The following is a 25,845-nucleotide window of genomic DNA, read 5'->3' on the forward strand; positions in this document are numbered from 1 at the left end:
CCAGACCGCGCCCCCAAGGAGACATGCATGCAGACAGATCTTTCTGGACAGGGCGCCGTTGCGCCCGCGTCCCTCGCCGACCGCCGGGCGGCCGTCCCCCGGGTCAGCCTCGAAGACCGCAAGGTACTGGCGGCCACGCTGGTCGGCTCGGCCATCGAGTGGTACGACTACTTCATCTACGTCCAGGCCGCGGGCCTGGTGCTGGGCAGCCTGTTCTTCGCTCCCTTTGCCCGCGAGAATCCCGAGCTGTCGCTGATCCTGTCGTTTGCGACCGTCGGCGTGGCCTTTCTGTTCCGGCCGCTGGGCGCCATTGTCTGTGGCCACCTGGGCGACCGCTATGGCCGCAAACGCGTGCTGGCCGCGACGCTCATCCTCATGGGCGTTTCCACCGCGCTGATCGGCGTGTTGCCGACCTACGCCCAGATCGGACTGTGGGCGCCGGTCATCCTGGTCGGGCTGCGCGTGCTGCAGGGCTTCTCGGCCGGCGGCGAATGGGGCGGCGCGGCGCTGATGGCCGTGGAACATGCTCCGGTCGACCGACGGTCTTTGTTCGGTGCCTTCCCGCAGATCGGCGTACCGCTGGGCATGATCGTCGCCACGGGCGCGCTGTGGTGCATCACGGCGCTGGTCGGACCCGATAACTTCATGGCCTGGGGCTGGCGCATCTCGTTCCTGCTGTCCATTGCGCTGATCATCGTGGGCGTGTTCATCCGCCGCGCCGTCGAGGAATCCCCCGTGTTCCTGAAGATGCGGTCCCGGCGCAGCCACTCGTCGGCGCCGCTGGGCACGCTGCTGCGCCGGCATCCGCGCCAGATCGCGCTGACGACCCTGATCTTCGTGGGCAACAGCACGGCCGGCTACCTGCTGGTGGGGTTCTTCATCAGCTACGGCAGCCGCGCGCTGCACATGCCGGCGCAGCAGGTGCTGATGATCTGCACGCTGGCCGCCGCCTGCTGGCTGGGCACCACCCTTCTGGGCGGGTGGCTGGGCGACCGCATCGGCCGCGTCCGCACGTTCCAGGTGGGCTATGTGCTGCTGGCCCTGTGGGCCATTCCGATGTGGTGGCTGATCGAATCGGGCAACCCGGCGCTGTTCACGCTGGCGCTGGCGGTGCTGGCGGTGCCGCTGGGGCTGACCTACGGACCGCAGGCCGCCCTGTATGCCGAGATGTTCCCCGCCGACGTGCGCTATTCCGGCGTGTCGGCCGGCTATGCGCTGGGGTCCATCCTGGGCGGCGCCTTTGCCGCAATGATTGCGCAGGCGATCATCTCTGCCACCGGGCAATCGTGGCGGGTGGGGCTGTACGTCGTCGCGATGGCCGTCATCTCGTTCATCGCCGTGACGCTGGTCAAGGACAGGCCCGGCACGACGCTGCACGCCGACTGACGCCCCATGCCGCCGCACCGCGACGCGAAGGCGCCGCCCCACGTGAAGCGATCGCCCCCCCGTGCGCCGCGCCCGGGCAGCCCCTGTGCACGGAAGACCGCGAGATCAGGCTTTGCGGGGCTTGAGGGCGTCAGCGCGCGCCGACGTCCGCCTGGGCACGCCCGCCCCCACCAGCGCCATCAGTTCCCGATGGTTGCGCACGCCCAGGTGCTGGAAGGCCCGGTAGCGGTACGTCAACGCGGTCGTGTCCGACACCCCCATCTCGCGCGCCGCTTCCTTGGTCGTCAGGCCTTCCAGCACGTGCGTGACGATCTGCCGCTCGCGGCCCGACAACTGCGCCATGAGGCGCGCCTGCGGGGCATGATCCGCCGGCGAGCGCCGAGTGACCAGCACGTGCCGCATGACCGCGGTGGCGATCAGCGGCGCGTGCAACGCCAGGCGTTCGATGTCTTGCGGCAGGAATTCCGGATACGCCAGATTGCGGTACAGGCTGACCGACACCCGATAGCCGTCGGCGAACACCGCCAGCAACGACAGCCGCTCGCGGATGCCCGGATCGCCATAGCAGACGCGGCGGTAGTGTTCATCCGCCACGTCCTCGGCCTGCTGCAGCCCGATCCACAGCTGTGTCGCCTTGCCCGGCTTGCGCCGCGACAGCCACAGCATATTGGAGTCCTTGCGATCGAACCCCAGCCGCATGTATTGCACGGCGGTCAAGGTGGCCACCTCGCCAATCGCGCTGGCGCTGGACACGGCCTGCACGCGCCCGCTGCTGCGCAGCGCGAACACCGTGCAGTGGCTGGCCGGAAACATGCCGCCCAGCGCGCCCAGCACCCGGGCGGCGAAATCGTCGGCGCCAATCGCGTCCATCAGGGCGGCCGCCACCGCAAACGCGGGAGCGGGCGTGTCCTGCACCACGTGCAGCAATTTCATGACGGGTATTCCTGTCCTAATTAATCAGGACAAATTATGGATTCCAAGTCGCCAGAATATACCCAGAGACAACGCCATAAGAACAGGACATCCGCATGCCGCTCGAACGAATCGGCCCCTTCCGCTATTCACGCTTTGCGCCATCGCTGCCGCCGCGGGATGCAAACGGCACCGACGCCCGCCGTCATCGCGTCATGATTGCCGGCGGCGGCCCCGTCGGCCTGGCCGTCGCGCTGGGCCTGGCCCGGCAAGGCATCGACTGCGTGGTCATCGAGGCCGACGACTCGGTCTGCGAAGGCAGCCGCGCCGCCTGCATCTCGCGCCGCAGCCTGGAGATCATGGACCGGCTGGGCGTGGCCTCCGCTTTCCTCGGCAAGGGGCTGCCCTGGACACGTGGCCGCAGCTACTACGGCACCGACGAGGTCCTGGTATTTGAGATGCCCACCCGCGCGGACGATCGCTATCCGCCCATGATCAACCTGCAGCAGTACTACATCGAACAGTTCCTGCTGGACGCCATCGATGCCGTCAACCGACAGCATCCGGGCCGCGTCGACATCCGCTGGGCCAGCAAGATCACCGCCTGCGCCCCCGCCGCCGACGGCGTCACCATGCATATCGACAACGCGCTGGGTCGCTACGCGGCACAGGCCGACTGGCTGGTGGCATGCGACGGCGGGCAGAGCTTCATCCGGTCCAGCCTGGGGCTGGAACTGGCGGGCACCGCTTATCAGGGCCGCTACGCCATCGTCGACATCGAACTGGCCAGCCGCCACCCTACCGAGCGCCGCGCCTGGTTCGATCCGCCCTGGGCCCGCGGCACCACCATCCTCATGCACCGCCAGCCCGATGACATCTGGCGCATCGACTTCCAGCTGGCGGGCAGCGTGGACGCCGCCCAGGCCATGCAGCCCGAGCAGATTCAACGCTTCGTGCAGACGCACCTGGACGCCATCGGCGAAGGCCACCTGCCCTGGACGCCGGTCTGGTCGTCCCTCTACCGCGCGGGCGCCATGACCCTGGACCGTTACCGCCATGGCCGCATCCTGTTTGCCGGCAACGCTGCCCACGCCATGCCCATCTTCGGCGTGCGCGGGCTGAATTCCGGGTTCGACGACGCCGACAACCTGGTGTGGAAGCTGGCCGCGGTGCTGCACGGCAAGGGCAGCGACACCCTGCTGGACCGCTACAGCGCCGAACGCCTGCACGCCTTTCACGTCAACGCCGAAAACGCCATGCGCAGCACCGAATTCATGTCGCCGCCCAACCGGGGCTTTGACCTGATGCGCGAGGCCTGCCTGTCGCTGGCCGCGCGCCACCCCGGCATCGCGCGGCTGATCAATCCGCGCCAGACGCATGCCATCACGTATGCCGTAACGCTCGAGTCGGGTGCGACGGCCGATGCGTCGCAACGCACGGATCCCCCGCCGCCCGCCACGGCAGCGAACGCGGCCCCTGGCGCGCCTTTGCTCGACGGCCGCCTGCCAGACGGGCGCTACCTGACCGAACGGCTGGCGGCTGGCGGCTTCACCCTTTTCGCATTCGGCCCCTGGCCGCAGGCCGACGCCCTTGAAGCGCAGACGCATGCACCCGACTGGCCCTGGCTGCCCTGCCGCGTGGTGACACTGGCGCCGGATGCCAACCTGGCGCGGTGCTTTGGCTTGCCGGAACAGACCTTGGCCCACATGGCCTTCCTGATACGCCCCGATGGCCATCACGGCGCCCATTGGCCATCCCCCGACCTGCCTGACGTACTGACCGCCCTGGCTCGCGCCTGCGGCGCCCAAGGAGCCCCGCAATGACCTACGACGCCGCCGTCCAAGACCGCCTCTACGCCCGCTGCAGCCACGCCATCGCCAGCGCCGGGCGCGAACGCGAATCCCTGTTCCTGGCCCGCCTGGCACTGCTGCTGTTCGAGCAGGTGCAGGACGAACAGCGCTGCCTGCACGCCATCGAGCAGGCGCTGCAAGACCTGCCGTTGCCGTCACTGTCGGCAGGCTGACGCCGCCTGCGCCTACCCGACCGGCACGCTTGTCGGCGTTTTCAGCCCCGACCCCCAAGACAGGCCACCAAGCCTGCCCCGCCCCCCAACGGAGACAACCTTGAACCGAAGAACATTCATGGCCGCGGCCTTGGCGCTCGCCGCCGCACAATGGGCCACTGCCACGCCCGTGCAGGCGCAGCCTGCGTACCCCGACCAGCTCATCAAATGGGTCGTGCCCTATCCCGCCGGCGGCGGCACCGACACCCTGGCCCGCACCTTGGCCGAGAGCATCCGCCCCGGCCTGGGCCAACGCATCATCATCGACAACCGGCCGGGCGCCGCCACCAACATCGGCGCCGAGCAGGTCGCCCACGCCAAGCCCGATGGCTACACCCTGATGTCGGCCGACAACGGCGTGCTGGCCTTCAACGAACACCTCTTCAAGAAGCTGCCCTATCGCCCGGCGGACGATTTCACCTATATCGGCGCCATCGGCAAATTCCCCCTGGTGCTGGTCGCCAGCCCCGCCTTTCCCGTGACCGACTTCGCCCAGTTCCTGGCCTACGTGCGCGCCCGGCCCGGCCAGGTCGACTACGCCTCGGTCGGCAACGGCTCGCCGCATCACCTGGCCATGGCCCTGTTCCAGAGCAAGACCGGCACCACCCTGACCCACGTCCCCTACCGCGGCGCCGCCCCCGCCATGCAGGACGTCATGGGCGGCCAGGTGCCCGTCATGTTCCTGGACCTGGCGTCCGGGCTGCAGATCATCAAATCCGGCAAAGTGCGCCCGCTGGCCATCGGCTCGGCCGCGCGTTCACCGCTGCTGCCCGACGTGCCCACCCTGGCCGAAGTGGGCGTGGCCGACGTCGAGGTCTTTGCCTTCCAGGGCTTGCTGGGACCGGCGGGCCTGCCCGCCCCCATCGTCGCCACGCTGAACCAGGCGCTGAACCAGGCCCTGGCCGACCCCGCCGTGCTGAACCGCTTCACCGAGTTCGGCTTTGAACCGCTGCCCGGCACGCCCGACGCCTTCAAGCGGCTGGCCCGGTCGGAGTCCGCCCGCTGGGGCCAGGTCATCCGCGCCAACAACATCTCACTCGATTGAGGACCGCCATGAACACACCCACCGCCCGCCCCGTCCAGGGCCTGCACCATTTTGCCTGGCGTTGCCGCAACGCCGAAGAAACCCGCCGCTTCTACGAAGACCTGCTGGGCCTGCCGCTGGTGCACGTCATCAAGAACGACCACGTACCCAGCACCGGCGAATACTGCCCCTACGTGCATATCTTCTTTCGCATGCGCAACGGCGGCTGCATCGCCTTCTTCGACCTGGGCGACGACACCGCGGCCCTGCCGTCCGCCAACACCCCCGCCTGGGTCAACCACATCGCCCTCGCCCTGGCCAGCCGCGACGACCTGCACGCCATGAAGGCTCGGCTGCAGGCCCACGGCGTCGACGTGGTCGGCGTCACCGACCACGACGGCTTCATCGAATCGATCTACTTCTTCGATCCCAACGGCTTGCGGCTGGAACTCACCGTCGAAGTCGCCGCCCCGTCCGTCGTCGACGGGTTCGCCCGCGACGCACACAGCCTGCTCGACCGCTGGACCACCCGACAACAGCCCGCCCCCGCCCAACAGGACCGCCCATGACCCACCCCGCCCTGCAACTGCGCCTGGCCACTCGCAAGACCGGCACGCGTGACGGCGAACTGATACTCGTCAGCCCGGCAGGCGACCGCTGGATGGCCGCAGGCCCCAACGCCCCGACGCTGCAAGCCTTGCTGGACGGCTGGAGCACGCTGGCGCCCGAACTCGACCACCGCCGCGCCGGGCTGGACGCCAGCGCCTGGGCCGCCGCCAGCGCCTTCGACCCGGCCCAATGCATGGCGCCCCTGCCCCGTGCCTACCAATGGGCCGACGCATCCGTCTACCGCAACCATGCGCGCCTGATCTACCAATGGCGCCAGGAACCCATTCCCCCCCGCTACGAAGACGAACCCCTGGTCTACCAGGGCGGGTCCGACATCCTGCTGGGCCCGCAAGACCCCATCATCGCCACCGACGAAAGCCACCTGATCGACCTGGAAGCCGAAATCGCCGTCATCACCCGTGACGTCCCCCTGGGCACGACCGCCGCGCAGGCGGCCGACCTGATCGCGCTGGTGGTGTTGCTGAACGACGTTTCGCTGCGCGGGCTGATCCCGTCCGAACTGGCCAAGGGCTTTGGCTTCTACCAAAGCAAGCCCGCTACCAGCTTCGCTCCCATTGCCGTCACGCCCGCCGCATTGGGCAGTGCCTGGCACGACAATATGCTGGACCTGCCCGTGCGCATCGAGGTCAACGGCGCCCGCTTCGGCGAACCCAACGCCAGCAGCGAAGTCGTCTTCAACTTCGCCCAGATCATTGCGCACCTGGCCCGCACGCGCGGCCTGGTCGCAGGCAGCATCGTCGGCGCCGGCACCATCAGCAACGCCGACCCGGCCTCGGGCAGCGCCTGCATTACCGAGGCCCGGGTGCGCGCGCAGCTCGATGGCGCCCGCGAAGACCAGCTGCCGCCCTACCTGCGCCACGGCGACCGGGTGCGGATCTTTGCGCGCGGGCCGGATGGCGCCATGCCGTTCGGGGCGATCGATCAGGCAGTGGAAGTGACGGCGCAGTGTCAGGCCGACTTCCCCGTAGACACATCCTCTTGATCATCAAATGCCGATCGCACCGCCTGCACAACGCTCGCCGCTACACGCGCCGAAGCCAGTTGGGGATACTGTTGTTTGAGCTTGCCCGAGACGATCCAGCCATTCTCTTTAATGGATCGGATAATGCGACTTGCGTCTAGGTCGGCCATTTCCACGACCTCCTTCAAGCGCGCTTGGGCAAGCTGAAATTCCACCAAGATTCTGGCCTCGTCAGCCATGTCGACCCGAATCGTCCTGGCGACAACGCCTGCGGTGTACAACACCTGCTCAGTCAGGTCTGGAAACCGCCAGGCGTAGCGCGCGTCGGCGTACTCATCGAACACAAAATTGCTACGCGTGCCGTCCTCGTAAGTGATGAACTTGCCAAATCGATAGGCGGCCGCGTAATGCCGCATGAACGGACGCGAAAACGCCTCAAGGGCTTTTTCGTAGCCCGTACGGAAAGCCAGCGAGCCCGTTATGGTCGCTGAAATTGGAAGTATCACGCCGTCGGGAATCGCCTGATCTCGCGCGAGCGTGTCATTGATCAAGAAGCGATGAATCCGCCCGTTACCATCACGCATGGGATGGATGTAGACGAATCCGAACGCCAGCGCTGCCGCGCGTGCCAGCGATTCGGCTCCTCGCGTAGCAACTTCAAACACCTTAAGACCGGCCAGCATCAAGGCCAAATCCTCGAAAGGTGGCGCGATGTAGTGCACGATATCTTCACGCAATGTCGCCTGGCCTACGAAGACAGGAGAACGCCTGACGCCCAACCCAGGAGCATCCTTTCCCAGAATCCCGGCTTGCAGGGTCTGCAGGCTTTGGACGGCCAAGGCATCGTCGATATGACCGCAATACTGTTCGATCACGTGCGCAAAACGCTGAATGCGATCAGCTTGATCGGCTTCTTTTTCAATCAAGAAGCTTGCACGCGACTCCTTCAACGTCAACCAAGTGGCCGTTCGCATCAGGATGTCGGGACCAAAAACTCGGTCCAATTCGCGTAACGCCGCCTTCAAATCAAACCGTAGTGCCTGTTGGATAGCTTCCGTGCGTCGAACCAAAGGGCAAAACGCCGTGGTGCCGGGAAGATTGTCGTTGACGCGCCACCGTCGGGAACGAAGCGGTGTTGTGCGAGCGAGATATGCCGTTGGTGAAATCGCATTGACGTACGCCCCATTGGCTACGTCAGGAACATCAAGACGCTGCCCAGTAAGCCACTCAAACAGGAAGCCCGCTCGACGCGCGTACTGACCGAAGGGTGCATTTCTGCACCAAGCTTCGACCGGCTCTGGGCCCACGGCTGCAAACAAGCGAGCAAAGAACTCAAGATGAATCTCTTCGTACTTCAGTCCAAATTCAAAATGGCCAGCGAAGTCATCATTGGGCAGGTAGCTGGGCGGGTATTTGTTTTCCAGCAAACCTTCGGCCTGCAAGCTTGCCCGTACGGTACCGATCACGGATTCGATACGTAGCGGTTGCACCGGCGTAATGCCATAGCGTTCAGCGAGAGCCTTGAATCCGACCAGCATGGCAAAAATCCTCTACTTAGCACGCGAAAATGCTAATGATTCGCCAATCCTAACCGAAAACTTTACCCCGCAGCAGCTTCGCCAATAACATTATTGGTAACATTTTTTTGATACCAAAATCATATTTTTAGACGAAAACGCTAATACGCTGATCTATTTCGGTCGTCAGGTCACCCCAGATACTCCACGTTCCCGCACACCGAAATGCTCTGCCCGCTGACCATCGCCCCCTCGTCCGAGCACAGAAACGCCACTTGATTGGCCACGTCCTCGGGCTGCGTCATGCGGCGCAGGGACACCTTGTCCACCAGCCGCATGCGCATTTCTTCATGGCTGACGCCGCCCGCCTCGGCGCGGGCGGCGATGATGCGTTCGACCCGCTCGCCCGCCACCACGCCCGGCAGCACGGAATTGACGCGGATATTGTCTGGCCCCAGTTCCATGGCCCAGGTCTGCGTCAGCCCCGCCAGGCCGAACTTGGTGGCGCTGTAGGGCGTGCGCAGCGAGAATCCCAGTCGCCCCGCCACCGACGAGATATTGACGATGGCGCCGCCGCCCGCTTCCCGCAGCAACGGCACCGCGCTGCGGGCGCACAGGAACGTGCCGGTCAGGTTCACATCCAGCGTCTTCTGCCAGGCATCCAGCCCAATCTCTTCCAGGCGGCAGGTCGGGCCAGCCACGCCCGCGTTGTTCACCAGCGCATCCAGCCGGCCCCAGCGCCGGGCCAGGTCCGCGAACATGGCCAGCACCTCGGCTTCGCGCGACACGTCCGTCACGCCGGCGCTCAGGCTCGGCGACAGCGCGGCCGCCGTCTTCACGGCCGCCTCGTCCACGTCGCAGATATGCACGTCTGCGCCCGCCGCCAGGAATTTCTTCGCGATCGCCAGGCCGATGCCCTGCGCCCCCGCCGTCACCAGGACCCGCTTGCCCTTCAAGGATTCACTCATGTTGTTCTGCCGGTAAAAGAATAAAAACCGGCGCGATCATCGATCGCGCCGCCTGCCTTCAATAACGCCCGCTGCGTCAGCAGGCGAACCGGGGCCGCACGCCACCGCGGCGCGGCAAGCCCATGATCTCGCGCGCTTCGGCCGGCGTAGCCGGTTCCATGTCCATCTCGCGAATGATGCGCACGATGCGTTCCACCAGCTGCACATTGGTGGCCAGCTCGCCATGGCGGTAATACAGATTGTCTTCCAGCCCCACGCGCGCATGCCCGCCCAGCAGCAACGCACTGATATTGGCTTCCAGCTGCGACGGCCCGATGCCGCTCACGCAGAACACACTGTCCTTGGGCAGCATGTCGACCATCATCTGCAAATAGCGTGGCGAGAACGGCATCGCGTTCTGGAAATTGCGGTGCACGTTCATCACCAGGTTCACGAAGGGCGGCCCGTCGTCCAGCCCTTCGTTGATCAGCGTGGTCGTGTCCTGCAGGATGTGCGTCGGGCTGAAGACCTCCCATTCGGGCTTGATGCCACGCGCCTTCATGCCCGCCGCCAGCTCGCGGGCCTTGGTCAGCGGCGTGTTCATCAGGTATTCGTGGTCGCCGAACGCCAGATTCAGCGTCGTCGCATCCAGCGTGCACATCTCGGCGCCGGCATCCATGCCCTTGAGCCGCTCTTCCCACACGATTTCCCACATGCCCGGATAGCTTTCCCGCACCATGTCCCCATGCACGCCGCCGCCCGTCGAATTGTTCAGCACGATATCGCAGCGGTCGCGAATGCGCTGGTTCATGTCCAGGTAGATGCCCGCGTCGCACGTCGCCTGGTCGTCCGGGCGGCGCGCATGCAGCGCCACCACGCTCGCGCCCGCGTTGTAGCAACGGTAGACGTCATCGGCAATCTCGGCCGGCTGGGTCGGCAGATGTGGATTCTGGGTCTTGAAGGCCATGCCCCCCGTCGGGGCAATGGTCACGATCACTTTGCGTTTCGCCATGAAGTTTCTCTTTCAAGCTGGATTGGCCGGCGCCGCTCACTTCCACAGTGCGCAGCGCGTCTCGGCCTTCTTGGTAAAGGCCTCGTTGCCGTCGATGGTCTGCACCACGTCGAAGTAGTCCCACGGTTCCTTGGACTGCTCCGGCGTCTTCACTTGCAGCAGGTACATGTCGTGCACCACCCGGCCGTCGGGGCGCACCACGCCGTCCTTGATGTACAGGTCGTTCAGCTTGGTCTCACGCAGATAGGCCAGCACGCGGTCCGCGTCATCCGTGCCCGTGGCCTTGACCGCACGCAGGTATTGCAGCGCCGCCGAGTAATCGGCCGCCTGCAACGACGACGGCATCGCCTTGCGGGCCTGGAAGAACTTCTGGCTCCACGCGCGAGTCTCTTCCGACGCGTTCCAGTACCAGCTGTCGGTCAGGTACATGCCCTGCGTGGCCTGCAGGCCCATCGCATGAATGTCGTTGATGAACATGATCAGCCCGGCCAGGCGCATCGTCTTGGTGAGGCCGAACTCATTCGCCGCCTTGATCGCGTTGGTGGCGTCGGCCCCGGCGTTCGCCAGCGCCAGGATCTCGGCCTTGCTGCTTTGCGCCTGCAACAGGAACGACGAGAAATCCGCCGACGACAGCGGGTGCTTCACCGACCCCACCACCGTGCCGCCGCCCGCTTCCACCACTTTCGTCGTATCCGCCTGCAGCGCATGCCCAAAGGCGTAGTCGGCCGTCAGGAAATACCACTTCTTGCCGCCCGCCTTCACCACCGCCGCCCCCGTGCCGCGCGCCAGCGCAACCGTGTCGTAGGCGTAGTTCAGCGTATAGGGCGTGCATTGTTCGTTCGTCAGCGCCGGGGCGCCTGCCCCCACCACGATGATCGGCTTCTTCTTGTCGGCCGCCACCTTCGACATCGCCAGGGCCGTACTGGAATTGGTGCCGCCGATCAGCATGTCCAGGCCCTTCTGGTCAAACCACTCGCGCGCCTTGGCCGACGCCACGTCCGCCTTGTTCTGGTGGTCTGCCACCAGCAGCTCGATCTTCTTGCCGTGGATCTCGCCGCCCATCTCCTGGATGGCCATCTTGATGGCTTCCACCCCGCCCGGACCGTCCGGCCCGGAATACACGCCCGACAGGTCCGTAATGAAGCCGATCCGGATCACATCGTCGGAATACTGGGCCTGCGCGACCGGGGCATTCAGCAGCGAGACCACGGCCCCGCAGGCGACGGCAGCACGGCAGACCGCCTGTTGCATTGACAACATCGTTATCTCCTCTTATGGTTTTTGGGCTCTTGGGGCCAAGAGCCTGTCACGACTGCGCCTCGCGCGTTGATACGCGTTCATTGCGTGCGCAGGCGACTTTGCGTGTTGACAGGCCCTGGCCTATTCTGCGTCCCGCCCGGGATGCGAACAGTCATCACGGTGACAGAGCGCCCTAGGGTTTACCTGAGCGATATCGCACTGCAAAAAGGAATGGATATGCGTGGATCGCCCGCCGGCAGCGCCAACGCGCATGCCAATGCCAACGAGTCGCCCGCCGCCAGGCGCCGCCCCGCGACCTGCCCCGTCGATCGCATGCTGGACGTGGTGCCCTGGTACAAGAGCCTGCCCGCGCTGGAACGCAGCGTGGTCCGGTCCGAACTGCGCACCGTGTCGCTGGCCGCCGGCGAATACCTGTTCCGCTCGGGTTCGCGCTCGCCCGGCTGGTATGGCGTGGTGGCCGGCCTGGTGAAGTGGTCGTCCCGCGGCCCCGACGGCCGGTCCCTGTCGCTGGCCGGCTTCAGCACAGGCAGCTGGTTCGGTGAAGCCACCATGATCCGCCGCGAGCAATTCGAATACGAAGTCGTCGCCCTGCGCCCCAGCCAGATCGTCATCCTGCCGCGCGACACCTGCGAACGCCTGTGGAACAACAACATCGAATTCACCAAGGTGCTGATGATGCACCTGGCGCAGCGCGTGAATTGGCTGATGGCCTGCTATACGGGCAACGTGCTGCTGGACGTGGATACGACGGTGGCCCGCGCGGTGGCTGCGCAATGCGATGCGGAACAGCATTCGGGGTTCGATGGGCGATTGAAGATATCGCAGGAAGAGATCGCGGCCTTGTGCGGAGTGTCACGGCAACGCTGCAACGCCACGTTGACTATGCTGGCACGCGAGGGGGTGCTGCGGACCCACTATGGCGGGTTGACGGTGCTGGATACCGACGCGCTATATCGCGTAGCGAAAATCAGTCGAAAGCCCGCTGCGGGTTGAGGCGCTTCGAACTAGGACTCGCTTCAGGGCTTGCGTGCCTCTGTCGCCTAGGGCCTTGTCGACCGGACTAACGCCGTTAGGTCGAATCTCCGGCGGCATAGGGCGGTAAAAATATTTCACATTAGCAACCGCCCACCCATATAATCACTCTCCAGGGAACCTTTAAATGCCGTTAAACGCCCCTATGGAGCTTTTAAATGGAATCCCCCCTCCCATTGCCGGTCGAACGCGCCATCCAGAAACTCGGCAACGACATTTCGCTGGCCCGCAGGCGGCGCCACATATCCCAGGCTTCGCTAGCCGAACGCATGGGCGCATCCCTATCAACGGTGCGCCGCATGGAGAAGGGTGACGCCCGCGTACCTATCCACTTCTACGCCCGCGCCCTACATGTCTTCGGCGAAATCCACGCGCTTGAGCACCTGCTGGACACACCGAACGACGAGATTGGACTCACACTGATGGACGAGCACCTGCCCAAGCGCGTGCGTAGCAAGTCCGGCGGCTCGTCGGGAGCATTGTGATGGCGACCATTGCACCGATCCGTCGACACGTCCAACTCTGTATCGGCACAGCTGGCCTGCCGCTAGGCTCGCTCGTATACGTCCAGCAAGGCCGGCGTGAGAATTGTGCCTTTGCCTACGACGAAACCTGGCTGGCCAGCCCTGCACGGTTCAACGTATCAGCGGACCTGCAGTTAGTGCATGACCACCAACCCCATAAGGCGGCCTCGCCTCATGACTCCGTCTTTCATGGTGCGCTAGCGGATACCGTCCCCGACGCCTGGGGTCGCCGCGTTATCGCGCGCGATCATGCCAAACGCCGCCGAGCGGATCCGAAGCTACCGGCTCTCACCGAGTTGGACTATCTGCTTGCCGTCGATGACTTCAGCCGCCAAGGATTGCGGCGGCACAGACGCCGACAGTCAGGAACAGAGATGTGGCTGGAAAGACTTGCGGAATCAAATAGACGTAGATGCCCGCGACGAACACGACTGCCCCAATCACTATTCCGACCAAATGCAGGACTACGCCACCCATTGATTCCTCCATCCGACTAGTGCCCATTGCGAACCCAAACGGCGAATGCCAGCAGGCATGCAGCATGGCCGTCATGGCAACAAACGAAAAAATAGGAATGGCCAGCGATAGCGCGTCCAAGACATCGCCCCCCCGAACTCGACCACGTAGCCAAGCAGGTCGCGATAGGACATGCAAGCAATAGCGCCCGCTGTCAAAATTTCCGGTGCATCAAATACGCTTCCTGCGGATCCATCCCGCCAAGGATCGCCTTGCGAACCAGGTTCTCCTTGCCCATCGCCTCTTCCGCCAGCAGCAGTACCCGATCAAGATGTACTCGCGGAATGCGCACCACGCCGTCACGGTCGCCAAACAGGTAATCACCCGGAAGAATCTTGACCTCGCCGATGGTGACCGGCACGTCGAAGGCATAGGGCAGCCAATAGCCCACGACGTCGCGGGGCGTGTAATAGCGGTGCCATACCTGAAAACCAATATCCAGGATGGATTGGGAATCACGCACGCCGCCATCAGCGATCACGCCACGCACACCCTTGTACTTGAGCGTTTCGGCAGACAGTTCGCCCATGTGCGCAACCGTCGAATCATTGGGCTGTATCACCACCACGTGTCCCGGCCTCGCCTTGGACAGCAGGCCCGTCCAGCCCAGCAAGGTGTCATGCCCATCGGCTGTGCGATCGACACGCCCCGCAACGGTAAAGGCCGGGCCAGCCAGCTTTTGACCAGGGATCAACGGACGCAGTGTCGAAGGCAGCGTGAAATTGCGCAGCCCTTCCGCCCGCATCACATCGTGAAGAATGCCTGAATAGCATTTGTCCAGGCGGTCCAGGTAGGCGGCTTGTTGCTGTTCGGTGTCTCTGTCCGGCTTGCTCATCATTGTCTCCTTGGGTGGCTATGGCATGCACGGCCGTACGTCGTTGCGCAGGGAGTCTTCCGCCTCGCATGCCGACGCGGGATCACCCTGCGTGATAACCCCGAAGCCGGCATCGGCTGGACTTCCCGCGCCAAGCGGCGCGCGGCCAGGCAGAAATTGGATGATTTCTAAAACGAGTTGGCGGGAAAGCCTTGGACGATCCGCGCCGATCAGAAAGCGTCATGGAGGGAATGTCCGGACAGCCCCGCGAACGACTGGTGCGGTGGCTGGACTGCGGACAGATGGACCAGCTACTGGCCTCCCATCACTTCGCGCCAGTGCGCTCTGACCCGCGGGTCAAGCACCTCTTCTCGGCCCAGTTTGTGCTCAGTGGCCCGCGATACTCGCCGTCTGATTTCATCAGCACAAAACTTGAAATGCCGTGCCTTGGAATCTGACTTCTCGAAGAGTATTTCGCCACATCGAATCGGATAGGACGGCACCCATCGGTCAAGTTGGCCCTTGTCAGCGGTCAGCAAAGGACTGTCGGCCAGCGCCACCAGCCCATGCCCATCGGCCACTTGCCGTTGCGGCAGGCCAGACGCGGCAACCGCCGGCGTGGCCGGGCGCTCCGGGAACCCGTAGTACACCAGCGCGCAAATTGCGACAACGATCGCAAGGTTCGACCCGATCATCCAGACATTGCGCATCCATCTTGCTCCAAAGTTGCCCGGCGTGAAGTTGCGGGGGCATGAGAAATGACGGGCCGACCCATGCGGTCGCAGGCGCTACACCAGCAACCAACAGGCGACCCGCCCGTCGTCCACGGCTCAACCGGCCATGCTAGGCCTCACCCTCCCCAGGGGGAATTGGAAGATTCTGAAAACGGACCGATGAGGCAGAAACGAGCGGCGCGCAGGCAGCGCAGCGCACAGGGAACGTCATCAGGAGATTGCCAAGACGATCTAGCGATCGTGGTCCTGCACAAGGACCATGAAGAAGATGAAGGGCAAAGTGGGAGCGGATCAACGCAATCCGACCCCTACGTGAAGCGAGCTATTGCTCGGACCAGAAAGGCGCTAGGCGGCTTCCGCCCCGGCGCCACGCGGCCGGCGGCGCAGTTCGACCACTTGCTGCGCCCCCACGGCCCGGGCACGCAGCTGGCCACAACCGGCCTCCACGTCCTGCCCGGCGCTGTTCCTCACCTTGGTCAGCACACCGCAGCGGTGCAGGGTACGAACAATCTCGCGGATGCGTTCGGTATCAGGACGCTGGTAGTCGTCCCCTTCCAGGCTGTTGAAGGGAATGACGTTGAGCACGCCCAACTTGCCCTTGAGCAGGCGGGGAATGGCGTCGAGTTCGTCGTCGCCGTCATTGACGCCCTTGAGCAGCGTCCACTGGTACTGCACCGGGTAGCCGGTATCGCGGGCATAGGCTTCACCCAGCTCGACCAGTTCGTCCGGCGTAATCTGCGGCGCGCGTGGCAGGAGGTGCCGGCGCAGGTCGGCTTTGGTCGTGTGCAGTGACAGCGCCAGTGCGGGCTTGACGCGTTGTTGCGGCAAGGCATCGAACACCCGCCGGTCTCCGACGGTGGAGAACACCAGGTTCTTGTGGCCGATGTTGCCATCCGTGCCGAGCAAGTCGATGGCTTCGAGCACGTTGTCCAGGTTGTGCGCCGGCTCGCCCATGCCCATGAAGACGACTTTCTTCACCGCACGCAGACGTCGCGCCAGCACGACCTGGGCCAGGATTTCCATGCTGGTCACCTGGCGGATCAGGCCGCTCTTGCCCGTCATGCAGAACCGACAGCCCACCGCACAGCCGACCTGCGTGGAAACACAGAGCCCATCGCGCGGCAGCAGCACGCTTTCCACCATCTGGCCGTCTGCCAGCGCGAGCAGCAGGCGCGAGCCGTCGTTACCGGCATGTTCGGCGTGGACACGAGCAAGGCCGTCCAGGTCCGCCGCCAAGGCAGGTAACGCGTCACGCAGCGCCAGCGGCAAGTAGTTGTCGAAACGCCGGCGCCAGGTGTCGGTGTCGAAGGCCTGTCCGCTCAGCCAGGCGCGCATGACCCGGCCGCGATGAGCCGGCTGGGCGCCGAGGGCGGCGAGACGGGGGTGGAAGTCGGAGAAGCGCATGGGGAGCGGATTTTACCGCGCCCGGCACGTGTGCTCGGCAGGCTCGGTGCCCAGCATGGCGACCCGGGCGAAGCCCCACCTATCCCGCAATGGCCTGGGCCAGTTGCTGGATGGACAGCGGCGCGCAACCCTCGGCGTCGTTGCTGATCGTCACGTAGGCCGGCTGGCCCGCGCCCGTAATGCCGCGGACCGTGCGCGCCAACACCGTGCGAGTGGGGATGTCTTCGCTGAGAATGGCATTGAACGGATCATGCTTCTTCTGCGCGGCGGCATACCCATATGGGCCAAAAACGCGATTCAGGTTCCAGCGGCAGACCAGCGGCCCCGGCCATAGCGCGCGCAGCATCGGCAGTTGCGCTTCGATCGGGGGCATCTTGCCATGCAGCCCCAGGCAGAAAGTGGCCCCATGCGCCTTGAGCGTGTCGACCAGCGCCTGGCCCAGTAGTTCCGGGTCTCGTACTTCCACCGCGACGATCACGGCATCATGCGTGGACAATGCCTCCCGGACGGCCGCCAGCATGCGCCCCAGTTTCTCGAACAGCGATGTCTGGCGACTCAGCCAGCCCAGAGGCAGCGGACTCAGCTGGAACACCAGGACGCCGAGCTTGGCCCCCAGGCCTTCGAGCGCCGGCCGCACGAAGTCCTGGACAGCCAGCGACGGATCGAGGAAAACCGGGTTGGCCTCGCGCGTCCTGCCTTCTTCGCCACGCACCTGGGCGTCAGTAATGCTGGCGGGGCATTTGACGACGAAGCGGAAATCATCATCGACCTGCCCCGCGTAACCGGCATACTGGGTCGCCGTCAACGGCTGCCAGAAAGTGCGGTCCACGCAAACCGTGCGCAAAAGCGGATGCCGATGGTAGGCGCCAAGGCCGTGCCTGGACAGCGTGCTTGAATCGTATTCGCCGTCCCAGACCAGCCCTTCCCAGCCGGGGTATGACCAGGTGGAAACGCCAAAGCGCAACTGCGCCGGCAACTGCCGCGCGAGCGCGCGCCATTCCTGCGCCGCAGGGGCGGGAAGCACTCTGGCCATGCTCCGGAGGGCGGAAAGGTCGGAATTGGCAGGAGACGCGACATGCTCCGAGGCGTTGGCCGGCGGCACGGGTAGCGCATCTGCGAATAGATCGTCTTGCATGCTTGGCATTCTAAAGAAATAACGAACCAGACTGCGTTTTCAATCGGACAACCTGGCGAACACGCGGTACAGCTACGGACGCGCCGCGGCACGCCGATCGGAAAAGGCCATCAGGAGATTTGCCAAGAAAATCAGGCGATCGCACAGCTCAGTACAAGAACTGCGAAGTAAGCGATGAGGGCAAAGCGGGAGCCGGTGAAGGGAATCGAAAAATCCACTCAACCAATTGATTAAAAAGAGACATGACAAGAAATTTGATGACGTGATGGCGGCCTTGCTCGCCAACCGGCGCGCCAAGGTTGAGCGGCGCGAGCAGGAACCCGCCTCCTTGAAAAGCCTGCAGAAAAGGGGTTGATTAAAGTATCTCCTGGGCTACAATTTAACTTTATTAGCCCATTTTTGATGCCCAAGGGACACGATGACAACCCTCTCTGACGTGGCCGACATGCTGAAGAAGGCACGGCGCCAAGCCGGCCTGAGCCAGGAAGAACTGGCCCAGCGGGCGGGGGTATCGCGCACGACGGTGGCACGCATGGAAACCCTGGCCAAGGGCGACATGAGTGTGTCGATCTTGGTGCGGCTGCTCGAAGCAGCCGGCTATGACCTCAAGCCGGTGAAGCAGGGTCATGTCCGTACGGTCGAAGACATTCTGGCCGAACAGCGTCGAGGTGACACGCCATGAAACTCGACGTCCAGGTTAGTGGGAAAACGAGAGCACAGCTCTACCGGGAACGGGACGAATACGTCCTGAAATACCTACCAGGCAGCAGCCCGGCCGACTTCATTAGCCTGACCATGCCAGTACGCGAGGAGCCTTGGCGCTGGCCGCGCGATCTACATCCCTTCTTCCGCCAGAACCTTCCTGAAGGCTATTTGCTGGGCATCATCCGCGAAGAGTTTGGGCCGCTGCTCGACGGCACAGACCTGTCCTTGCTCGCTGTCGTCGGCGGCATGGGCATTGGGCGCGTCACCGTCACGCCCGAAGGTGGCAAGCCGGGTGCCGATCTGGCGCCATTGCAGATCGAAGGCCTGCTGAAAGCGGACAACAGCGTCGAACAGTTCTCCTCGCTGGTTCGCCGTTACGCGCGCGCCGCCGTTTCCGGCATGGTGCCCAAGTTCCTGGCACCGGAGGCCACGTCTTCCGATGCGGCTGGCCCCTTGGGCAAACCCACTCTGCGCACCCACCGCCACATCATCAAGGGTTCGGACGACAGCACGCCTTACCTGGGTTTCAACGAGTTCTACAGCCTGCGCGTGCTGGCACGGTTGAACGTGGTGCCGGTCGTCCAGGCGCAAATGTCCGATGATGGCCGCGTGCTGGTGGTTGAACGCTTCGATGTCGATGCGCATGGCATCCCGACGCATGGCCTCGAAGATGCGTGCAGCCTGCTTGGTTTGCCGCCCCACGAGAAGTACGCGACCACCACGGAAAAGGTGCTGAACGCCACACGGGTCTACCTACCTGCCGCACAGGTACGAGAACAACTGACGCGGCTGGGCTGGCTGCTGCTCACCAACTATGTGGTACGAAACGCTGACTGCCACGCCAAGAACATCGCGCTCTACTACAACTCGCTGGCCGACGTGGCCTACACGCCAGCCTACGACATTGTGACAACGCAGGCCTATCCGCGCTATGCCAGCAATCCGCCGAGCTTGTCCATCGACGGGCGCCAAACCTGGGCAATCGGCAAGACGCTGGAGCGGTTCTTCAACGCGCGGCTAGGTATTCCGCCACGGCAATACGCGGAAATGATCGAACGTCTATGTGAATCGGCGGTAGCCGTGGGCCAGGAAGTAATCGAAGCGGCGAAGAATGAACCACGCTGGCGTGACGTAGCCAAGCAGATGGTACATGCCTGGAACGAGGGCATGGCCTCGCTACGCAGTCCCAAGTCGGCGGTGCAATTCCGAGCGCTGGATGCGGCTATCGCCGCGGCCGGGTTTTCCGATCCTCAGCCGCCAGAGTCGACGCGCACGAAGATCGGGCAATCGGAGCTGTTGGTCCCCAGGCGCGGCAAGCGGTAGTCACTTCTCATTCACAGACTCTTGAAGCTGCCTCGCGAACCTGCGGGAAGACCGGCATGGACTGGTCATTAGTCATGAGCCAACCGACCATGCCAGGAGTGCCCCGGTCAGGCAGGAACTAGACGACTCTGAAAACGAGCACGCAGGACCGAACCCGACGCGCAGCGGCACGCCGATCGGCACAGGTCTTCAGGAGATTTGCCAAGAAAACTGGCGATCGCGTCGCTCAGTGCAGGGACTGTGGCCTAAGCAATGAGAAAACGTGGTCTGGTTCGTTATTTCCTATTTCGGTTATTTCCTGCGACTGGCTAGGGCTTCGATTGCACGGGCGCAAACAAGCTTAAATCCAGCCCTTGTGCCTCGAATCGCTTGACGGTGTCCCTGAAAAGACCATCATCGTCGGTCAGAGAACCGATCGCCATCGCAGCCTCACGACACTTTTCAGCACTTACGCCGCAATGGTGGTCTGCAGGCATCCTGCTGGCCCGTGCTGCAATATTGATGGCCATCGTCACCACCATGATGTTCGGCACGTACCTGCCCTGATAGAAATCGACAAACCAGGCATTCAGGCGCCCCCATTCACGCCGGGCAAAGCTGTCCGCATTCTCGCAATCGTCAAATGTGACTGCACGTGAGGTTCCGCCTGCCCCCGTGCAGACCAACGCGACCTTGCTCCCCACCTGCCGCGCACTCGTACGCGATGGCTGTTCATCGTGCGTCATTGCGCGCACTTGAGTCATTCCGGTGTCGGCATAGACAAGCGCTGTGCGACCAGGGCTGTCGGACTGCACCGCATCAATGGTGCCCGACACAAGCACTCGCCTGTTGAGAAACCGTAGATTTGCTTTGGCGTCATTTCCACTCTTATAGACGTGAGCAATTTCAGACGCCGTCGCAACGTCGATGTTGAGAGCCTGGGCAGCAAAGCTCTGTTGCCCCTCGCCGAACGTCCGCACATCGTCCTGTCGGACAAGCGTTAGAAGAGCGGTTTCAACGTCACTGGGAACATACCCTTTGGCAGCGCCAAGCGCCGGAGCAAGTGCCATGACCAGCGTCACGCAGAATGTGACTCGAAGCTTCGCTTTGGTTGATGGAAACGAGGAATGGAGGTCGAGCATTACTTCACCCTGATCGATTGACTTGCCGTGCCTGATCGCTAACAGGCGGATGTTCTCGTCCGCAGCATACATGTTCGGCAGACAAGCCAAAGTCAGTGCAGGAAAGGTCGCGTGGGTAGATCGGCTGATGCCGCCCTCCTTCTACCGTCGTTCTAAATCGCACCGTTACGATAATCATTTTGTGGCCGGACAGCGTAAATAAAGAATCACACTGCGCCCTCGAATCCTACCCAACGGAATTTATTGCGCCCCCAATCGATCTCGCAGCAACGGCCAGACATCTTCCAAATACTTTCGCACATCCTCATTATCTTTTGCCGCCTGCCTTAAGAAATACTCGATGGATGAGTTATGCACCGCTGTTTTCGCCGATAGAGCCTGACCAATCAACCTTAATGCAGAGCAATACTCATCATCGCTGTCGTGGGATTCGCCACGAACAACCACCTCCGAATTTCGAACTGCCAGCTTCTGCCAATCTTCAAACGCCTGCTTGTGCCAAAGCGCCAAGACATTCAGGATGTTTCCACCTATTCGGTGGGCGGCATCCTCTGAGCCAAGCGCTTTTAGCTCGTCTAACGGTATATAAACAAGCAGGCGAGGCTCGGCATTCTGATTTTTAACCGTGGACATGCAAAGATTTTGTCGATTGCCCAGGCAGATCTCCAAGCGGGGCGCAAATGTCATACTTTTCCTCGTCGCACGGCTTCATCCAGTGCATGAAATTTCTTCTCTCACAACGCATACATTCTTGGTCTTGACGGGGCGGATATGCGCCCCAGTGCACTCGATCGCATATCGTCAGCAGAGCAATACCGAAATCTCGGACAGGGTCAGGCCGTGGCGGGCCCCGGATTTGAGTCAGGATCAAGCTCAGAGTATTGACGTAGCACTGGAACCATCAAGCCCGCGTAAACGTAGCCCATAAGTTCTGCCACATGCTTGCGGAACTCTCTTCTTTCATCCATATCTTGGATTGATTCGACGGTTGCTGCCATCACTCCCAATGCGGCATTCATCTGTTCAATAGCCGCTATCAATTCCGATGCAGTTTTCTTGTTCATATCGATACTTGGCGCAATCGCGAGCCAACTACCTTTTCACAGCCCGCACCCGAGCAGGTATCCGGGAAAACGTAGTCTGACTCTGAGGTTTCCCCACGAATTTCCTCGAAGGCACAAGCCAAATCAAGGACTTACAGCCGAGCCTTCAGGCAAGCGTTTCCCAAGGGAGCAAAGCACAGCGACACTTGATTCCCTGAAGCGCGCTGATGAGACCCGAGGAGCACTAGGCTATGGGGGCTTCCGCCGTTTGCGCCGCTCGAAACTGCCACTTTCACCGTAGTTTGCTGATAAATAAAGAATTCTTCCGAGGATTCGTGGGGAAACCTCAGAGTCTGACTCGTTATTTCCATTCGCTTATATTTTCACATACCACTGATACTGGAAGGGGAGACTATCATCAAAGCACAAAATCCCGCTCCACTCGCCCCCATCCTGATAAACAGTAACGCTGTCATTTTCGTGCAAATTAAGAGATTCAACCTCTCTCTCACTTAGAGCCGGATATCCCGGCCCCAAGTAGTTGAAATTACAATCAATCTCGATCCGTTTCATGTCTATTTCCATATATATTCGCTGTCTTTGTAAAAACCGATGAAAGAGAACTTGCATCCTCCTGTATTATTGGTATTGATGGAGGAATGATTGATCCCCGCAAGAGATTAATTTTCGAAAACGTAGTCTGGTTCGTTATTTCGGTTCGTTATTTCAATGAAATCACGTCACCATCATCCTTCACGTAATTCAAAGCATCGGGGGCAGCCACCACTTGTTCGTGAAGCATTTCAAGCAGACTTTGCTTAGGCATGCCGCGCCAAGATGCACTCAGAAGACGTTCCAAGCTTTGCAAGGCGGCATTGCACGGAGATATGCTTTGCTTCGCACATCCCAGACTTAGCGACCTATCAATCCATAGATATGAAAATAGCAAGGACGCAAAAGCAAAAATCAAAACAATGGAAGTCAAAAAACCCTCATTCCTTCCATACCCATACGAATTTACTTGTATCGACCGATACGTGTATAGGCCAAATTAGCCTGGCTGATTTTGGATTGAAACACATAGCCTGACTCGCTTTTTTTTGCAAACGATCTCAACATTTTTATATTTTCCCTAGTCCCCCGGTTTTTCCCAAACCGCTATATTTTCTATCGCTCTTTCAAGATCATCCATATCGTCGTCACCGAGGGAATTATCAAACTTTCCAGAGAGGACCTTTCTTATTTTTCCCAATCTATGCACAACCTTTTTTTCATCAATGAATCTAGTCGTTTCCTTGCAATAGTCAGCATCAGTACCGCCCCCACTGGAGCCTTGATGATAACTCCTACCGATATTTCTCAGGGAAATTAAGACGTATTCAAGCTCGCAGAGAATAAATATCGCTTCCTCCCCAGAGAGCATAATTTTTTTATTCTCTCCTCTCACAACATCTCCCTCTGCAATGAAGTAATAACGACTAATAACGAACCAGACTACGTTTTCGCGATTCAGCTGACGTTTTCTAAAGTCAACCCGCCATGCTAGGAGGCGTTCAGCCAAGCAGGAATTGGAAGATTCTGAAAACGAGCACACAGCACAGAACCCAACGCGCAGCAGCACGCCGATCGGCAAAAGTCTTCAGGGGGATTTGCCAGGAAAACTGGCGAACCCATAGCTCAGCGCAAGAACTGCTGCCTGGGCAATGAAGGGAAAGTTGGAGCGGGTGAAGGGAATCGAACCCTCGTATGAAGCTTGGGAAGCTGCCGTTCTACCATTGAAAAAAATAGCGAACCAGACTACGTTTTCAAAACAGCACAAGGAGCCAATTAAATGATCCAACCGACCATCAAACAGATAATTGAAAAAATCGGCATCCTTATAGATCTCGAAGCAATTGAATTTCGAGACGCATTGATGATGTACGTCGAATATCTTGAGACCTTGCCGTCGATGGATGGCTTCAGAATGTATGCTGGTAAGAATGACTGCGCGTTTTTTGAAGAAAAGCTCAACATATTGAAGCTTAACGCCAAGGGAGTTTTGCCTACATCAGACCTGGTTAAAGAAAAAGTCGCTCTTTTGAAATTGAGTGACGATGCCTCAGCCACCTTTCGGAAAGTCATTAAATTACTAACAACCGGATTGACCACCGAAAAAGGCATGTTGGAATACAGCAATTACCCCGAGTATCTGGCGGCAGATATGTTGGAAATATCGGTTTCCGTTTTGCATGATGTCGATTGGATTTACGCGGAGAATTTTTCGACGTTTTGCGTGAAGAATAAATTCAAATCCTGACTTACTCAGTCATCAGGCTCTATCTGTTGAGTCAGAGGGCGTAACAACGAACCAAATTGCGTTTTCAGTAGCTGTCGTTCAACGCTCAACCCGCCATGCTAGAAGCCGCCCCACCAAGCAGGAATTGGAAGATTCTGAAAACGAGCACGCAGCACAGAACCCAACGCGCAGCAGCACGCCGATCGGCAAAAGTCTTCAGGGGATTTGCCAGGAAAATCTGGCGAATGCATCGCTCAGCGCACGAACTGCTGCTTGAGCAATGAAGGGAAAGTTGGAGCGGGTGAAGGGAATCGAACCCTCGTATGAAGCTTGGGAAGCTGCCGTTCTACCATTGAACTACACCCGCTCGGGTGTCGTGCCCGGGACTCAAACCCGGACAGAGGCGCGAATTATAGCGCGGGTTTTTCTGCGCCGGGAGGCGGCTTGCCGCCCCCCGGTTTCTCAGCGATCGGGGCTTAGCTGGCCGTGATCCTAGTTGGCCGTGATGTTGGCCGCCTTGACGACCTTGCCCCAGCGGTCCAGTTCCGACTGCGTATAGGCGCCCAGTTCTTTCGGCCCCATGAAGATGGCCTCGGCGCCCTGCTCGGCGGCTTTCTGGCGGAAGGCGTCGGTCTTCATGATCTTCTGGATTTCACCGGCGATCTTGTCGACGACGGGCGCGGGCGTGTCCTTGGGCGCGTACATGGCGAACCACGACGACACGATCAGGTCGGGAAAGCCGGCTTCGGCGGCGGTGGGGACGTCGGGCAGGGACGGCAGGCGGGTGTTGCCGGTGACGGCCAGTGCGCGCAGCTTGCCGGCGGCGATCTGGCCCAGCAGCGGCGGCGGCGTGGTGATGGTCATGTCGACAGCGCCGCCCAGGAGGTCGTTGAGCGCGGGGCCGGTGCCCTTGTAGGGAATGTGGGTGATCTGGGTGCCGGCCATCTGGTTCAGCAGTTCGGTGGCCACCTGTTGCAGCGAGCCATTGCCGGACGAGGCGTAGTTGAGCTTGCCCGGGTTGGCCTTGGCGTAGGCCACCAGGTCCTTGAGCGATTTGATCGGCAGGTCCGGGCGGACCACCACGACTTGCGGCGCCGACAGCACGTTGGCGACGGGCGCGAAGTCCTTGATGGGGTCCCAGCCCGAGGCGGGCGTGACGTGGGGCGTGATGACCTGGAAGCCCGAATATTGCAGCAGCAGCGTGTAGCCGTCGGCCTTGGCGCGGGCCACGGCCTGCGCGGCGATGCCGCCCGAGGCGCCGGGCTTGTTCTCGACGACGACGCTCTGGCCCAGTGCCACGCCCAGGGGCTGGGCGATCAGGCGGGCGGCGATGTCGGTGGTGCCGCCGGGCGCGGCGGACACGATCAGCGTGACGGGGCGGTTGGGAAAGTCAGCTTGCGCGCTGGCGGCGCCGGCGGCGAATGTCAGGGCGGCGGCGACGCCGACGCGCAGGATGGGGGGCAGGCTGGGCAATGCCATGGGTGTGTCTCCTTGGGTTTTTATAG

27 protein-coding genes, 1 tRNA gene and 1 pseudogene are annotated in these 25,845 nt (G+C 61.8%); 12 read left to right on the forward strand and 17 right to left on the reverse strand.

Features of this window, described 5'->3' with window-relative positions:
* Positions 1-27: 27 nt before the first annotated feature.
* Entirely contained in the window at positions 28-1,386 is a 1,359-nt protein-coding gene (locus AC6LJ2_RS04780) for an MFS transporter (protein WP_263909426.1), read from the forward strand.
* 105 nt (positions 1,387-1,491) lie between these two features.
* On the opposite strand, the gene AC6LJ2_RS04785 is transcribed toward AC6LJ2_RS04780, so the two are convergent.
* The gene (locus tag AC6LJ2_RS04785) at positions 1,492-2,319 is read right to left on the reverse strand and encodes a LuxR C-terminal-related transcriptional regulator (RefSeq protein ID WP_498150906.1); all 828 of its coding nucleotides are present in this window, start codon (positions 2,317-2,319) and stop codon (positions 1,492-1,494) included.
* Positions 2,320-2,414: 95 nt separating this feature from the next.
* Here AC6LJ2_RS04785 and AC6LJ2_RS04790 point away from each other — a divergent pair, with 95 nt between their 5' ends.
* The 5 genes from AC6LJ2_RS04790 to AC6LJ2_RS04810 all read left to right on the forward strand — a co-directional run bounded on the left by AC6LJ2_RS04790 (position 2,415) and on the right by AC6LJ2_RS04810 (position 6,996).
* Positions 2,415-4,121, forward strand: coding sequence for an FAD-dependent monooxygenase (locus tag AC6LJ2_RS04790; protein ID WP_498150907.1), 1,707 nt, complete (start codon positions 2,415-2,417; stop codon positions 4,119-4,121).
* Complete coding sequence (locus AC6LJ2_RS04795; RefSeq protein ID WP_263909420.1) at positions 4,118-4,321, forward strand: hypothetical protein; 204 nt, start codon at positions 4,118-4,120, stop codon at positions 4,319-4,321. The genes AC6LJ2_RS04790 and AC6LJ2_RS04795 overlap by 4 nt, the downstream gene beginning before the upstream one ends.
* Before the next feature lie 100 nt (positions 4,322-4,421).
* Complete coding sequence (locus tag AC6LJ2_RS04800) at positions 4,422-5,405, forward strand: Bug family tripartite tricarboxylate transporter substrate binding protein (protein WP_498150908.1); 984 nt, start codon at positions 4,422-4,424, stop codon at positions 5,403-5,405.
* 8 nt (positions 5,406-5,413) lie between these two features.
* Positions 5,414-5,953 carry a VOC family protein gene (locus AC6LJ2_RS04805; RefSeq protein ID WP_263909416.1) on the forward strand — a complete coding sequence of 180 codons (540 nt, stop codon included), beginning with the start codon at positions 5,414-5,416 and terminating at the stop codon, positions 5,951-5,953.
* A complete protein-coding gene (locus AC6LJ2_RS04810) occupies positions 5,950-6,996 on the forward strand; it encodes a fumarylacetoacetate hydrolase family protein (protein WP_498150909.1) in 1,047 nt (348 codons plus the stop codon). Before AC6LJ2_RS04805 ends, AC6LJ2_RS04810 begins: the two co-directional genes overlap by 4 nt.
* On the opposite strand, the gene AC6LJ2_RS04815 is transcribed toward AC6LJ2_RS04810, so the two are convergent.
* The 4 genes from AC6LJ2_RS04815 to AC6LJ2_RS04830 all read right to left on the reverse strand — a co-directional run bounded on the left by AC6LJ2_RS04815 (position 6,963) and on the right by AC6LJ2_RS04830 (position 11,711).
* On the reverse strand, positions 6,963-8,513 hold the full coding sequence (locus AC6LJ2_RS04815; RefSeq protein WP_445657587.1) for a Fic family protein: 1,551 nt from the start codon (positions 8,511-8,513) through the stop codon (positions 6,963-6,965). The two genes, AC6LJ2_RS04810 and AC6LJ2_RS04815, sit on opposite strands and share 34 nt — an antisense overlap.
* A gap of 170 nt (positions 8,514-8,683) precedes the next feature.
* Positions 8,684-9,460, reverse strand: coding sequence for an SDR family oxidoreductase (locus AC6LJ2_RS04820; protein ID WP_498150910.1), 777 nt, complete (start codon positions 9,458-9,460; stop codon positions 8,684-8,686).
* A gap of 76 nt (positions 9,461-9,536) precedes the next feature.
* The gene (locus AC6LJ2_RS04825; RefSeq protein WP_498150911.1) at positions 9,537-10,451 is read right to left on the reverse strand and encodes a beta-keto acid cleavage family enzyme; all 915 of its coding nucleotides are present in this window, start codon (positions 10,449-10,451) and stop codon (positions 9,537-9,539) included.
* A 36-nt stretch (positions 10,452-10,487) separates the two neighbouring features.
* Entirely contained in the window at positions 10,488-11,711 is a 1,224-nt protein-coding gene (locus AC6LJ2_RS04830; protein WP_445657590.1) for an ABC transporter substrate-binding protein, read from the reverse strand.
* A 216-nt stretch (positions 11,712-11,927) separates the two neighbouring features.
* Between AC6LJ2_RS04830 and AC6LJ2_RS04835 the strand changes: the two genes are divergently transcribed.
* From AC6LJ2_RS04835 to AC6LJ2_RS04845, 3 genes and pseudogenes are all read left to right on the forward strand, one after another.
* On the forward strand, positions 11,928-12,704 hold the full coding sequence (locus tag AC6LJ2_RS04835; protein ID WP_498150912.1) for a Crp/Fnr family transcriptional regulator: 777 nt from the start codon (positions 11,928-11,930) through the stop codon (positions 12,702-12,704).
* A gap of 197 nt (positions 12,705-12,901) precedes the next feature.
* On the forward strand, positions 12,902-13,228 hold the full coding sequence (locus AC6LJ2_RS04840; protein WP_263909404.1) for a helix-turn-helix transcriptional regulator: 327 nt from the start codon (positions 12,902-12,904) through the stop codon (positions 13,226-13,228).
* Positions 13,228-13,473, forward strand: a pseudogene (locus AC6LJ2_RS04845) (type II toxin-antitoxin system HipA family toxin); the annotation flags it as partial. The gene AC6LJ2_RS04840 and the pseudogene AC6LJ2_RS04845, both read left to right, overlap by 1 nt.
* Before the next feature lie 118 nt (positions 13,474-13,591).
* Here the strand turns inward: AC6LJ2_RS04845 and AC6LJ2_RS04850 are convergent.
* The 5 genes from AC6LJ2_RS04850 to AC6LJ2_RS04870 form a co-directional block, all read right to left on the reverse strand.
* Positions 13,592-13,864, reverse strand: a complete 273-nt coding sequence (locus AC6LJ2_RS04850; protein ID WP_498150964.1) for a hypothetical protein — start codon at positions 13,862-13,864, stop codon at positions 13,592-13,594.
* Positions 13,865-13,937: 73 nt separating this feature from the next.
* Positions 13,938-14,618 (reverse strand): RraA family protein, encoded by a 681-nt coding sequence (locus tag AC6LJ2_RS04855; RefSeq protein WP_498150913.1) that lies wholly within the window; start codon positions 14,616-14,618, stop codon positions 13,938-13,940.
* 290 nt (positions 14,619-14,908) lie between these two features.
* Positions 14,909-15,307 carry a hypothetical protein gene (locus tag AC6LJ2_RS04860; RefSeq protein ID WP_498150914.1) on the reverse strand — a complete coding sequence of 133 codons (399 nt, stop codon included), beginning with the start codon at positions 15,305-15,307 and terminating at the stop codon, positions 14,909-14,911.
* Between the two features lie 369 nt (positions 15,308-15,676).
* The gene (locus AC6LJ2_RS04865) at positions 15,677-16,735 is read right to left on the reverse strand and encodes an RNA methyltransferase (RefSeq protein WP_498150915.1); all 1,059 of its coding nucleotides are present in this window, start codon (positions 16,733-16,735) and stop codon (positions 15,677-15,679) included.
* A 79-nt stretch (positions 16,736-16,814) separates the two neighbouring features.
* Positions 16,815-17,870 carry a DUF72 domain-containing protein gene (locus tag AC6LJ2_RS04870; RefSeq protein WP_498150916.1) on the reverse strand — a complete coding sequence of 352 codons (1,056 nt, stop codon included), beginning with the start codon at positions 17,868-17,870 and terminating at the stop codon, positions 16,815-16,817.
* 418 nt (positions 17,871-18,288) lie between these two features.
* On the opposite strand from AC6LJ2_RS04870, the gene AC6LJ2_RS04875 reads away from it, so the two are divergent.
* Both AC6LJ2_RS04875 and AC6LJ2_RS04880 read left to right on the forward strand, forming a co-directional pair.
* Complete coding sequence (locus AC6LJ2_RS04875) at positions 18,289-18,552, forward strand: helix-turn-helix domain-containing protein (RefSeq protein WP_498150917.1); 264 nt, start codon at positions 18,289-18,291, stop codon at positions 18,550-18,552.
* Positions 18,549-19,898, forward strand: a complete 1,350-nt coding sequence (locus tag AC6LJ2_RS04880) for a type II toxin-antitoxin system HipA family toxin (RefSeq protein WP_498150918.1) — start codon at positions 18,549-18,551, stop codon at positions 19,896-19,898. Before AC6LJ2_RS04875 ends, AC6LJ2_RS04880 begins: the two co-directional genes overlap by 4 nt.
* A 308-nt stretch (positions 19,899-20,206) precedes the next feature.
* Here AC6LJ2_RS04880 and AC6LJ2_RS04885 read toward each other — a convergent pair whose 3' ends face one another.
* From AC6LJ2_RS04885 to AC6LJ2_RS04905, 5 genes are all read right to left on the reverse strand, one after another.
* Positions 20,207-21,091 carry an OB-fold protein gene (locus tag AC6LJ2_RS04885; protein WP_498150919.1) on the reverse strand — a complete coding sequence of 295 codons (885 nt, stop codon included), beginning with the start codon at positions 21,089-21,091 and terminating at the stop codon, positions 20,207-20,209.
* 168 nt (positions 21,092-21,259) lie between these two features.
* Positions 21,260-21,706 carry a hypothetical protein gene (locus tag AC6LJ2_RS04890; RefSeq protein WP_498150920.1) on the reverse strand — a complete coding sequence of 149 codons (447 nt, stop codon included), beginning with the start codon at positions 21,704-21,706 and terminating at the stop codon, positions 21,260-21,262.
* A gap of 146 nt (positions 21,707-21,852) precedes the next feature.
* Positions 21,853-22,083 carry a hypothetical protein gene (locus tag AC6LJ2_RS04895; RefSeq protein WP_263909379.1) on the reverse strand — a complete coding sequence of 77 codons (231 nt, stop codon included), beginning with the start codon at positions 22,081-22,083 and terminating at the stop codon, positions 21,853-21,855.
* Between the two features lie 700 nt (positions 22,084-22,783).
* Positions 22,784-23,047 carry an Imm58 family immunity protein gene (locus AC6LJ2_RS04900; RefSeq protein WP_263909375.1) on the reverse strand — a complete coding sequence of 88 codons (264 nt, stop codon included), beginning with the start codon at positions 23,045-23,047 and terminating at the stop codon, positions 22,784-22,786.
* 147 nt (positions 23,048-23,194) lie between these two features.
* Positions 23,195-23,623, reverse strand: coding sequence for a hypothetical protein (locus tag AC6LJ2_RS04905; RefSeq protein WP_498150921.1), 429 nt, complete (start codon positions 23,621-23,623; stop codon positions 23,195-23,197).
* 270 nt (positions 23,624-23,893) lie between these two features.
* On the opposite strand from AC6LJ2_RS04905, the gene AC6LJ2_RS04910 reads away from it, so the two are divergent.
* On the forward strand, positions 23,894-24,361 hold the full coding sequence (locus AC6LJ2_RS04910) for a hypothetical protein (RefSeq protein ID WP_263909371.1): 468 nt from the start codon (positions 23,894-23,896) through the stop codon (positions 24,359-24,361).
* Positions 24,362-24,633: 272 nt separating this feature from the next.
* Here AC6LJ2_RS04910 and AC6LJ2_RS04915 read toward each other — a convergent pair.
* Together AC6LJ2_RS04915 and AC6LJ2_RS04920 are read right to left on the reverse strand one after the other, a co-directional pair.
* A tRNA-Gly gene (locus tag AC6LJ2_RS04915) sits at positions 24,634-24,707 on the reverse strand.
* 125 nt (positions 24,708-24,832) lie between these two features.
* On the reverse strand, positions 24,833-25,819 hold the full coding sequence (locus tag AC6LJ2_RS04920; protein ID WP_498150922.1) for a Bug family tripartite tricarboxylate transporter substrate binding protein: 987 nt from the start codon (positions 25,817-25,819) through the stop codon (positions 24,833-24,835).
* Positions 25,820-25,845 lie beyond the last annotated feature (26 nt).

The organism is Achromobacter sp. 1014246743, assembly GCF_059760725.1.